The following is a 12362-nucleotide window of genomic DNA, read 5'->3' on the forward strand; positions in this document are numbered from 1 at the left end:
AGCCACACACACTTTTTGTCCTATAAGCCTGATTCTATCTGCTTCATAATCTAACCTTCTAATTAACGGACGCCATATATTCCTTACACAAACAATCGCAAGGAAGCATATGGCGTCTTTTCTATTCGTATTCTATTTGATAGTTTCCTTTTCACAAAACTACTTTATATTTCTTACCAGCCTCGACCGGCACCACCGCCACCACCGGAGCCGCCGCCAAAACCACCGCCGCGACCGCTGCCTCCTCCGAAGCCACCACGACCTCCTCCGCCGCCACCGCCGCGGAAGATAAACATGGTAAGCAGCATCCGGGTGAGTTCCCCGCCAAAGAAAATGGCATCAACCATGAGGAACAATATAATCCCTCCGCCGATAAGCAACACCTGCCACCACGACAGTTCAATAGTATTATCAGCCTGTGCCTGTTGATTTACATTTTGGCCTTGTTTACTAATATCCGGATCTACGATTTGAGCCGTTTGCCAGACCGTTCTTACAATGCCCGAGCCAAATTGGCCCTGACGAAAACTCGGGATGGCATAGGTATCCAATAGCTGTCCGATTTTAGCATCATTTAAGACCCCTTCCAAACCGTAACCTACGGCAAGAAAGATTTTCTTATCTTCCATCGCCACGGCCAGCACGAAACCATCATCTTTGCCGCTGTGTCCGACGCCCCAACCACGCAATACGTTTAGTGCGTAATCAGCAGGAGCCGCATCACCGAATGAAGGCACTACGACAACAGCCAGTTGCCCTTTACCGGAACGATCAAGCATGGTGCCGATAGCATTAATAGTTTGTACTTCTTTGCTCGATAGTACTTTTACCTGGTCGACCACATATTGACCGGCCGGTGGTTTTGCCGGAATATCCGCTGCGTGAACCGCCAGTGCTTGTAAGGCGATGATGGCGGTAAGCAGCAACATCACGACAACTTTCCAAAGGCTGTTTTTACGCATTATCCAAGCCATCAAGCCCTCCTAACCAATCGTTTTTACAGAAAAAGTTCGTTGCCACAATCCTATGAAAACAAGTATGTGGATTTAAGGTTAGAACTCAACTTTAGGAGCGGATTGAGCCGCTTGGTCTGCCTGGAAATACGCTTTTGGTTGGAAGCCTAACATACCTGCATAGATGGATGTAGGGAATGTACGTACTTTAGCATTATATGCATTAACTACATCATTATAATCTTTACGCGCTACGGCAATGCGGTTTTCAGTGCCTGCCAATTCATCCTGCAAAGCACGGAAGTTCTGGTCTGCTTTTAAGTTTGGATAGTTTTCCGTAATCATGAGTAAACGGCTCAAAGCGCTGGATAATTCACCGTCAGCCTGAGACATTTCTTCTACCGTACGGGCTCCGCCTAATTTAGCACGAGCATCGGAAACGGCTTGAATAGCTGCCTGTTCGTGAGACGCATACCCTTTAACCGTGCTTACCAAGTTCGGGATCAAATCGTTACGACGCTGCAACTGCGTTTGAACCTGCGCCAACTTGTTGTTTACACCTTCATCCATGCCTACCAATCCATTATAGCCGCTTACTACCCAAGCACCGATAGCAATGACAACAGCAATTAAAATTAACCAAGTTTTTTTCATGAGTATCCTCCTTACAAAAAAAAGTCTGCGTGAGCCCATGGTTGAGCCGCGCAGACATACATACATTAACTTATAAAAAGTCGTTCTTCCAAAGTAGCAGTCCTACAATAAAAGTAACAACCGCGGCAATACCGATTACAAAAGGAAACCCTTCGGCACCCGATTCAGCCCATGGAACGGGTACGTTAACGCCCCACAAACTGAATATCAAGGTCGGTACGGATAAGATAATCGTTACACCGGCCAAGAGTTTCATCACTAAGTTCAAGTTATTGGAAATAATGGAAGTAAAGGCGTTCATCATATTCATGAGAATATTTGAATACATCTCAACCATTTCAATAGCCTGCTTATTTTCGATAATAACGTCTTCCAATAAATCTTCGTCTTCTTCATACATTTTAAGCAAATGACGGACATCTTCATGACTGCGGAGGCGCAAAATACGCTCCATTACGGTACCGTTTGTTTTCAAAGCGGACGTAAAATATGTCATGGATTTCTGTAATTCCAACAGTTGGAAAAAGTCCTTATTTTTAGTCGTATGACGCAATTGAATTTCAATGTCGTCCGTACGGCGATTGATTTGTTGCAAATAACGCAAGAACAAAGTCGCTGTGCGATACATTATCTGGAACAAGAAACGTGTTTTTTTAAAGGTATAAAACGTAGCAACTTGATTGTTTATAAACGGATATAACACATCCGATTCTTCAAGACACACAGTGATGAAGAAATCAGGTGTCAAAAATATACCGAGCGGCACTGTATCATAGCTGTCGCTACCGCGCAATGCCGGAATATTGATAACAACAAAAATGTAGTTTTCTTCAATTTCCACGTGCGAACGTTCTTCCGTATCCAAAGCTGTTTTCAAAACGTCCGTAGGGATTTCCGTCATGATATTGACGAGCGATAGCTCATCGGGGTCCGGATTCACCAAATTAATCCACGAGCCCTTGCCGGCATCGGCTACCGTTAAGTCCGATACAAGCTCGCCTTCGTCATGTGTATATACCGTGAGCATACGCCACCTCCCATTCATTAGCTTATACTTCATCATATCCAACAAAGAAGAGGTTCGTCAAGTGTTGAATCGGGTAATTTATAAGAAAAAATCGCTCTTGAAAGAACCTGACTGTTTTGTCTTTTCCCAAGAGCGATTTTACCGTATGAGGCGTTCATCATCGCATTCTAAGCGTTTTTGAAAACCTTATTATTTTTTATATAAAATACGAATGGAGTTTAAAATACAGAGAATGGAAACACCCGTATCGGCGAATACGGCCACCCACATGTTGGCAAAACCGAAGAGTCCCATAATCATAACGAGGATTTTAACCCCTAACGCTACGACTACGTTCTGCCATGCAATAAAAATCGTGTTTGAGGAAATGCGAATAGATTCAACTACAGCGCTGATGCTGGGACGCATATACACTACATCGGCTGCTTCAATGGCCGCATCGGCACCGCTACCCATGGCCCCGCCCACGTCGGCACCGGCCAATACAGGGGCGTCGTTGATACCGTCACCTACGAACATGGTGGAACCGTATGTTTCACGGAGTTCTTTCATAATACTTAATTTATCTACCGGCAATAATTCGGCACGAACGTCATCAATACCGGCTTCTTTAGCCATGTACCGGGCGCCCGCTTGAGTGTCACCGGTCAACATAATCGTGCGCAAACCGCGTTTGGCAAGTTCTGCCACAGCCGATTTGGTATCTTCTTTCAAAGCATCGGCAATCAAAATTGTGCCTGCATATTGACCGTCAAGAGCTACTAATACTTCGCTACCGTAATCGGCAGGTTCACCGTAACCTGTAATTTGTAATTCGTTGAATAAACGACGATTACCAACGGCTACTTTTACACCATTTACCACACCGGTCATACCGCGACCGGACAATTCTTCGAGATCAACAACTTCTGCTAACTGAACATTGCGTTTTTTAGCTTCATTGGCAATACTTACCGCTACCGGATGAGTAGAGCGTACTTCTAAGGCCGCTGCCTTAGCCAATACGTCTGCTTCGTCAAAACCTTCAGCTGTTGTAATAGACTGTACCGCGAATTCGCCGGTAGTCAAAGTCCCTGTTTTATCCATAGCAATCGCTTTAATATTACGCAATGCTTCCATGGACAAACCGCCTTTAAAAAGGATGCCCGTTCTGGACCCGCGACCGATGCCGGAGAAGAAAGCGAGTGGTACGCTGAGTACCAACGCACATGGACAACTGATAACCAAGAAAGTTAAAGCGGTATATACCCAGTAATTCCAGTTACCGGTAATTAAGGATGGGATTACGGCTACCAAGATAGCCAACACTACTACGATTAGGGTATACACACGAGCAAAACGCGTAATAAAACGGTCGATGCGAGGTTTGGTAGCGGCTGCATTTTCAACAGCATCAAGCACACGCGTAACCATAGAGTCTTTTAATTCTTTATCAACGCGCATCAAGATGCGGCCGCTCTGATTGATACAGCCGGATAAAATTTCGCTGCCCGGTTTGACTTGTACCGGCACCGGTTCACCGGTTACCGGTGCAGTATCGATACGTGTAGTCCCTTCAATAACGGTACCGTCGAGCGGAATACGTTCGCCGGCTATTACTTCAATAGTCTGACCGATGCGAACTTCTTCAGGGCTTACTACTTTGGACTGACCCGCTTCGTCTACCAAGCGAACTTGTTCCGGACGCATATCGATGGCATCCATAATAGCGCTGCGGCTTCTGGCCGTTGCTTTTTCTTCAAAATAGGTACCGATACGATAGAAGAGCATAACCCCTACCGCTTCCGGCATTTCCCCGATAATTACGGCCCCCAAAGTAGCCACACTCATGAGGAAGTTTTCATCAAAAACTTGGCCGGAACCGATATTTTTAATAGCATTCCATAAAACACCCCAACCAAGTAACAGGTAGGTTGCAAGAAGTACACCAAAGGCAATGTCTTCCGGAATGCCGTCTACAAAGGCGTATACGAGCATCACCACAACACCGATAATAATGCTTACAAGTCCGCCGCCGTGAGCGTGATCATGGTCGTGATGATCGTGAGCCCCTTTCGCTTTACGTTCATAGAGCTGTACTTCTACACCATCTTCGATGGAATCACAAACACCTTGGATTTCGGTAATCAAATCATTGGTGTCGGGAACTGTCGAAGTAATGCGCAATTGTTGCGTTCCTACGGAAAACGAGGCAGCACTTACCGTTTCCATTTTTTTTATCTTGTCTTCGATCTTGGCCGCACAATTCGCACATGTTAAATTTTTAAGTAATAAAATGCGTTCCATTGCTGTTTCTCACCTCTGCTAATATACGTATGCCACTTACACTAACTACTTACACTATTCCTGCGGTTAGCTTTTACGGCTAACACGACTCTAAATACCCGGATTTTCAAACTGTAAAAATCTGTTCTGCAAACATATGAACAACTATTCATATGTTTCTATAATTTAATTATAGATTCTTTCATCAGCCTTGTCAATATAAAAATACCGACTATAACAATTAGATATATGTAGCAATCAGTATAAAAGAGAATATATGAGAGACTATTCCCACTATTTTTAGACAAAACAAAAAAACACAGCTATAAAAGCCGTGTTTTAACGTGTAACTACTTTTTTGTTGGAATGCAAGTATATGTTACATTATACAGCTGAGCGGACCCGCCCTTACGGTCGGGCGGTCCCTCAGTTATATATATCATTAGATTGGATTGGATACTACTATCCGTTTATCTGACCAATACCTATTAGTCTTCTTGACGATAAGGTTCTTGACCGATTTTGTAGAAGTCGTTACCTTCGCTGTCGATAACTACGATGCAAGGGAAATCTTCAACAGTCAATTCAGCCAAAGCTTCAGGACCTAAGTCACCGTAAGCGATAACTTTATAGTCTTTAATGGATTTAGCAATTAAGGAAGCGGCGCCGCCAACTGCTGCGAAGTAAGTTACACCATTTTTCTTCATGGATTCAACAACTTCTTTGGAGCGGGAACCTTTACCTACCATGCCTTTGATACCCTGATCAAGCATTGTTGGGGTGTAAGCGTCCATACGGCCGGAAGTTGTAGGGCCGGCTGCACCGATTGGGTCGCCTGGTTTTGCAGGGGATGGTCCAAGATAGTAAACGATTTTGTCGTGCCAATCGATAGGAAGTTCTTCGCCACGTGCCAATGCTTCAGTCATAACTTTATGAGCAGCATCACGAGCGCTGTAGATTTTACCGGTAATCAATACACTGTCGCCGGCTCTTAATGTTCTGGACACTTCTTCAGTTAAAGGTGTCGTAATATGAATTGTTTTTGATTCAGCCATTGTTATCTTCCTCCCCTTGAATTAAAGAATTTCTTCGGCATGACGGCTTGCATGGCAGCAAATTGTCACGGCTACAGGAAGACCGGCAATATGGGTAGCGGCCCATTCGATGTTAACTGCTAATGCTGTAGTGGTACCACCAAGCTGAGGTCCGATACCTGTTTTGTTGATCATTTCCAACAATTCTTCTTCTAATTTAGCATATTCAGGCATATCGTTGCGTTTTTTAGTGGAACGAAGCAATGCTTTTTTAGAAAGTAATGCTGCATAGTCCATAGTACCGCCGATACCAACGCCAAGAACCATTGGAGGGCATGGGTTAGGGCCGGCTTTTTTAACGATTTCCATAACGGCATTTTTAACGCCTTCAACGCCATCAGCAGGTACCAACATTTTTACGCCGGATTTATTTTCGGAACCGAAACCTTTAAGTTCCATGTCGATTTTAACTTTGTCGCCAGGAACGATGCTTGTATAAATGATACAAGGAGTGTTGTTACCGGTGTTTTTACGGTTAAATAAAGGTTCTGCCACTACGGATTTACGTAAGTAACCTTCTACATAACCTTTAGCAACGCCGTCTTGAACAGCTTGCTGTAAGTCGCCACCTTCGAAGTGAACGTCCTGACCTACTTCCAAGAATACGATGGTGTAACCGGTATCCTGGCAGATAGGGCGATCTTCTTCACGAGCGATTTCGGCATTTTTAATGATTTGGTCTAATACAACACAACCAACCGGAGATTTTTCTGTTTCACGACCGGCTTTTAAACCTTCATATACGTCTTGTGGTAAATAGTAAGCCGCATTTTTACACATTTGGGCTACTGTTTCCGTCACTTTTGCTACGTCGATAGTACGCAAAGTAATCCCTCCTCAACTTAAAACGAGATTTTCTGATGACTTAATCATAGCACACATCAAGAGGGCTTTCAAACGCGGTCTATGCAGTTTAATCAAGTATTTATGTCTATTGAGAACTTTTCGCAAAATATCAATTATTGCGATTCTAATCGCACTTCGTTGACAATCGATATACTAAAAGTACACTTGTTTTGTCATATTCAGGTATTAATATGCATAGAATATACATTCAAAAGCGCTCTAAAAATCCCATCCGCGGAAACATTAGTCTTTTATATACCCCCTCTTCTAAATCAATGCATAAACCTTTATATTTTTGTGTTAAGCACATTCGTTTTTTCTGTACACACTTCCAATTCAGAAGATAACTTTTTGTGGTAAATACGCATCTTACCATTAATTTTTCTAAAAACTCAAGTCCTGCAATTTGAACCAAAGTCTCTTTTTAATGATAATAATTACCAATTATATATTTTATTTTCTAATTTTTGACGCTCAACAAACAAAAAATCCGAACAATCCAACCCATTTTTTGACGTTTTACGGACACCTATTCACAATCGGTATAGCCTATTCACTAAATTAATCATTAACTTCATAAAAAAGAGGCCTCCACACACGGAGACCTCTGATTGTATTTTACTATATATAACTATATATGTAATACGCTATTACAAGCATCTACTAGCGACAGTAATACGCTATTACACCCATCTACTAGCGACGGCGATACACGATGGCACTGCGCCACAAGTAAAGGAACGGGAAGCTCAGGCAATGCACCAAACGGCTGAACGGGAAGATAAAGCAAACCGCCATCCATGAGAACATGTGAACCTTAAACATCATCGGAATATTCAGCATCAATTCCGGTTTCGGCTGCATAATGAGCAAGCTGCGGAACCAAGGTCCGATGTATTCACGATAGTTAAAAGCACCGTCGGCGTTGAGCATGGTACCGGCAAAACCCGTCAAAATGGTAAGACCCAAGAACAAGAAGAGCCACACGTCCATTGACGATGTATTGACTTTCATGTACACCGATGTAAAACGGCGTTTCATAAGGAGTAAGAAGCCTACCACCAATAAAATCCCCGCTACCCCACCGATGTATAGCGCCCCCATGTGATAGAGATGCTCGTCAATGCCAAACATTTCCGTCACTTCCTGCGGCACCAAGATGCCTCCTACATGCCCCAAGAACACGAGGAGTAAAGCAAAATGGAATAAAGGACCGGCAATGCGAAGCTGTTTTTTCTCCAAAAACTCACTGGATTTCGTGGTCCATGTCCGTTCCGACACGGTGTAACGAACGGCCGAACCGAATACTAAAAAGGTAAACGCAAGATAGGGCAAGGCGACCCAAACAAATTCACTCATCCTAAAGTTCCCTCCCAACGTTCTACAATTTGTAATACTACATCAAGCACGAAAGCATGCACCTGCTTACCGTCAATAAGTCGTTGACGAAGCGTTGCCAAGGCTTCTTTGCCATGTTGTAAAATCTCCAACGCTTCCACAGGTTCTAAAGTACTGCACAGCTCGAGGATGGCCGGCACATAATCCGGCAACTCGCGAGCAATGTCATAACCGTGTTTTTGAAAAAAAGCTTTATATTCCAATAACTCCGACGCCTGTTCTTCCGCATTAGTGGCATCATAGGACGTCAAATACATATTGGTATTACTGCTGAAATCAAAGACGCGCACATATTCGTCCTCGTATTCGCGTGCCTGTTCACTACTGATATAATCAAGCACCGCCCCGAGACTTTCTTTTAAGGGGCTATCCGGCCAAGCACGCCACGCCGCTTGCACGTCCGTCAAAGCTTCACGCCACTCGGCCGAAGGATAGCTCAATAAATAGGCACTCAATTGCAAAGCTTCCTTATCCAAGGCAGTTTGATCCGACAAAACTTGACCCTCCGCCATTTGATTCAGCTTTGTTTGATTTGCAGTTTGATTTTTTGTTTCCATAGAGTTACTCATGGCCACCTCCGGCACAACCGTTACAACCGGAAGCACTCGGAGCGGAACCGCTGCAACCACCGAAGGCACAATCGCTGAAACCACCTACGCCTTGATGCAAGCGTTTTTCTTCCTGCGTTGCATTGACGCCGGCCGGAATGCGATAACGATCGCGGTATTTGGCAATGCCAAGCAAACGATACATATCATAGAGCGTGTGCTCACCATATTTAGTATCAAATTCAGTTGTTGCTTCACCGCGGGTACGCTGCTGCATGTAACGGCGCAAATCAAGCAAGGTATTAAGCACACGGCGGATAACATCTTCATTGCCGGCAGAGAAAATCTGTGCCAAATAAGCTACCGGAATACGCATTGCTTCCGCTTCAGGGAAATGTACCGACGCCGCATCTTTATGTAAAATCGGGCTCATTGGCGGCACATACCATACCATCGGTACCGTACGATATTCTGCATGAAGCGGCAACGCAATTTGCCATTCTTTAATGAGGCGGAATACGGGCGATTCTTTAGCCGCTTTAATCCAGTTGTCAGGGATGCCCTGTTCTTTAGCCGCTTTCACTACGGCCGGATCATGCGGGTCAAGCAACACATCAAGCATATTATCATAAATCTCTTGCGGATTTTCCGTCGATGCCACCGCTTCCACTTTATCCATATCGTAGAGTAACACGCCTACATAGCGCATGCGACCGACGCAGGTATCGGCACAAATCTGCGGCAATCCGTTTTCCAAACGAGGGTAACAGAATACGCATTTTTCAGCCTTATTGGTCTGCCAGTTATAATAAATCTTTTTATACGGACAAGCAGGCACACAATGACGCCAACCGCGACACACATCTTGCGAGATGAGGACTACGCCGTCTTCGTCACGTTTGTAGATGGCGCCGGACGGACAAGCCGCCACACAGGCCGGATTCAAGCAGTGATTGCAAAGGCGCGGCAAGTATTTCATAAAAATATCGTGGAAATCAAGGGCGATGTTTTGGCCTATTTTTTGAAGGTTCACATCGGCACGGGCCGTATTACCGCCGGCTAAATCATCTTCCCAGTTAGGGCCCCATTCGATTTCCATTTTTTCCTTCGTAATCAAAGAGCGGGGACGCGCCACCGGCTGATTGTTTTTACGTTTGGAATGAATCAAGGTTTCATAATCATAGGTCCATGGCTCGAAATAGTCTTTCAGCTCAGGCTGTTCCGGATGGAAAAAGAGTTTCATCAGACGGTTGCCCTTAGAGCCCGTAGCGAGCTGCAGTTTACCATCTTTTAGAATCCAGCCGCCCTTCCAACGGTTCTGGTCTTCCCAATGTTTCGGATAGCCGATGCCCGGTTTTGTTTCCACATTGTTAAAATACATGTACTCCGCACCTTCGCGGTTGGTCCACGTGTTTTTACAAGTAATCGAGCAAGTATGACAACCGATACATTTATCTAAATTCATGACCATCGAAATTTGTGCTTTAATCTTCAAGCCAATCAACCTCCTTCATCTTACGCACTACCACAAGCATGTCGCGCTGATTACCGGTAGGTCCGTAATAGTTAAACCCATAACTCAATTGTCCGTAGCCCCCAATCATATGGGTCGGTTTCATGTGAATACGTGTCGGCGTATTGTGTGTACCGCCACGACCGCCCGTGAGCGAGGTGCCCGGCACGTTGATGTGACGATCCTGCGCATGGTGCATGTAAACGAGGCCGCGCGGAATACGCGGTGTTACTACGGCACGGGAGGCCACCACACCATTGCTGTTATATAATTCAATCCAATCATTGTCGGCCACGCCGATTTCGTTGGCATCATCTTCGTTGAGCCATACGGATTGGCCGCCGCGGAACAAGGTCAACATATGCGGCGTATCAAAGTACATACTGTGAATACTCCACTTGTTGTGCGGCGTTAAGTATTTAAGTGTAATTTCCGGAATGCCGTCATTCGGCAAGCTTTCACGCATTGGTGCATACGCCAAAATCGGTTTGAAAGTAGCCATCTGTTCGCCCCATTCCGCCATGATGTCATGGTCGAGGAAGTAGGACTGACGGCCCGTAATCGTGCGGAACGGCATGAGGAGTTCCACATTATTCGTAAACGGCGTGTAACGGCGATTATCTTTACCATTACCCGTGAAAATCGGGGTGCTGATAACGAGGCGCGGTTGCGCTACGATATCTTCAAAGGTAATCTGTTCACCGCTGCGACCGCCCGTCATTTTGGTTAAGTCTTTAAGACCGGTCAATTCTTCCGCCTTCGCCCAGCTCTTATGCGCTACGGCGCCATTCGTTGCGGACGACATGGTCAAAACGGCCTGACAAGCTTGGTAGGCATCTTCAATAGATGGGCAACCGGCCCCTACGTCATCAGTTGTGGAAATCACATGACCGGCTCCGTCGGTAGCCCCTTCAGGAGCGGTAGAACCTTGCGCACGACTGCGAATCACACCGTTACGCGCTTTCAGCTCTTCGTATTGTTCAGCGATGTTAACGGCAATACCGTGAGCACCTACTGTGCCGTCAGCCAAGTTTGGCCCTAAGGCACGTTGTTTTTCAAAAATACGCGTATAATCGCGTTCCACTTCGACGAGCTGCGGCATCGTTTTGCCCGGAATCGGTTCACATTCACCGCGGCTCCAATCTTTCACAAGACCGCCCGGCTGAGCAAGTTCCGCTTCCGAGTCGTGTCCTAACGGTGTCGCTACGATATCACGGTATACCGGCATATTTACTTCTTTAGCCAATTTGGAAACGGCCTGGCCTAAGGTAAGGAAAATATCCCAGTCCGTTTTAGCTTCCCAACCCGGATCTACGGCCGGCTGGAACGGATGCACGAACGGATGCATGTCGGTAGAAGATAAGTCGGTTTTTTCATACCAGGTGGCGGTAGGCAACACAATATCCGAATAGAGGGCGGAACCGGCCATACGGAAATCGAGGTCAATGAGCAAATCGAGTTTACCCTTACCCGCTTCTTCACGCCATTTAATCTCGGTCGGTTTAACAGCCGGCGTATCCGATTCGAGGAGGCCGTCTTTCGTACCGAGTAAATGTTTCATAAAGTATTCGTGGCCCTTAGAGGACGACGTAATCAGGTTGGCACGCCATACAATGAGGTTGCGCGGGAAGTTTTCCGGTGCATCCGGATCCTGTACGGCAAATTCCAACTCTTTATTTTTAAGCTGCTGCGCTACGAAGTTCTTCACATCGCCAAATTCGGTATAACCCGCTTTAGCGGCATTTTTATAAATATCGGCACTGCTTGTTTTAAAGGTCGGATAGGATGGCAACCAACCCAAGCGAGCGGCCAACACATTGTAGTCGCCTACATGACGATAACGCGGTTCTACGAGGGCGGATGTCAAATCATTGGTATCCATTTCGTCACTGCGCCATTGGTCGGTGGCGAAGTAGAAGAAGGATGTACCGTTATGCAAACGCGGTACCGGCTGCCAATCTTTAGCCGTCATGATAGCGCCCCAACCTTCGGCAGGACGCAATTTTTCCTGACCTACATAGTGAGCCCAACCGCCGCCGTTTTTACCTTCGCAGGCACAGAAGA

10 protein-coding genes are annotated in these 12362 nt (G+C 45.6%); all 10 read right to left on the reverse strand.

Translation table 11 applies throughout. The features are described from left to right. Nucleotides 1–173: 173 nt before the first annotated feature. Nucleotides 174–974, reverse strand: coding sequence for a TPM domain-containing protein (locus tag QZL64_RS08185; RefSeq protein WP_021841512.1), 801 nt, complete (start codon nt 972–974; stop codon nt 174–176). Nucleotides 975–1052: 78 nt separating this feature from the next. Then, nucleotides 1053–1607, reverse strand: coding sequence for a LemA family protein (locus QZL64_RS08190; RefSeq protein ID WP_021841513.1), 555 nt, complete (start codon nt 1605–1607; stop codon nt 1053–1055). 70 nt (nt 1608–1677) lie between these two features. Continuing rightward, nucleotides 1678–2634 (reverse strand): magnesium transporter CorA family protein, encoded by a 957-nt coding sequence (locus QZL64_RS08195; RefSeq protein ID WP_021841514.1) that lies wholly within the window; start codon nt 2632–2634, stop codon nt 1678–1680. A 189-nt stretch (nt 2635–2823) separates the two neighbouring features. Beyond that, nucleotides 2824–4920 carry a heavy metal translocating P-type ATPase gene (locus tag QZL64_RS08200; protein WP_021841515.1) on the reverse strand — a complete coding sequence of 699 codons (2097 nt, stop codon included), beginning with the start codon at nt 4918–4920 and terminating at the stop codon, nt 2824–2826. 467 nt (nt 4921–5387) lie between these two features. Beyond that, entirely contained in the window at nt 5388–5954 is a 567-nt protein-coding gene (locus QZL64_RS08205) for a Fe-S-containing hydro-lyase (protein WP_006555916.1), read from the reverse strand. Between the two features lie 21 nt (nt 5955–5975). Then, entirely contained in the window at nt 5976–6818 is an 843-nt protein-coding gene (locus tag QZL64_RS08210; protein ID WP_021841516.1) for a fumarate hydratase, read from the reverse strand. Between the two features lie 717 nt (nt 6819–7535). Further along, on the reverse strand, nt 7536–8198 hold the full coding sequence (gene narI / locus QZL64_RS08215; protein WP_021841517.1) for a respiratory nitrate reductase subunit gamma: 663 nt from the start codon (nt 8196–8198) through the stop codon (nt 7536–7538). Beyond that, nucleotides 8195–8806, reverse strand: a complete 612-nt coding sequence (gene narJ / locus QZL64_RS08220) for a nitrate reductase molybdenum cofactor assembly chaperone (protein WP_021841518.1) — start codon at nt 8804–8806, stop codon at nt 8195–8197. Before narJ ends, narI begins: the two co-directional genes overlap by 4 nt. After that, nucleotides 8799–10280: a nitrate reductase subunit beta gene (gene narH, locus QZL64_RS08225; RefSeq protein ID WP_021841519.1), complete on the reverse strand. Its 1482-nt coding sequence runs from the start codon at nt 10278–10280 to the stop codon at nt 8799–8801. Before narH ends, narJ begins: the two co-directional genes overlap by 8 nt. After that, the coding region (locus QZL64_RS08230) for a molybdopterin-dependent oxidoreductase (protein WP_296309483.1) at nt 10270–12362 on the reverse strand (2093 nt) is incomplete at its 5' end. The genes narH and QZL64_RS08230, both read right to left, overlap by 11 nt.

Origin of the sequence: Veillonella sp. CAG:933 (genome assembly GCF_000431435.1) — a bacterium.
Classification (GTDB): domain Bacteria; phylum Bacillota; class Negativicutes; order Veillonellales; family Veillonellaceae; genus Veillonella_A.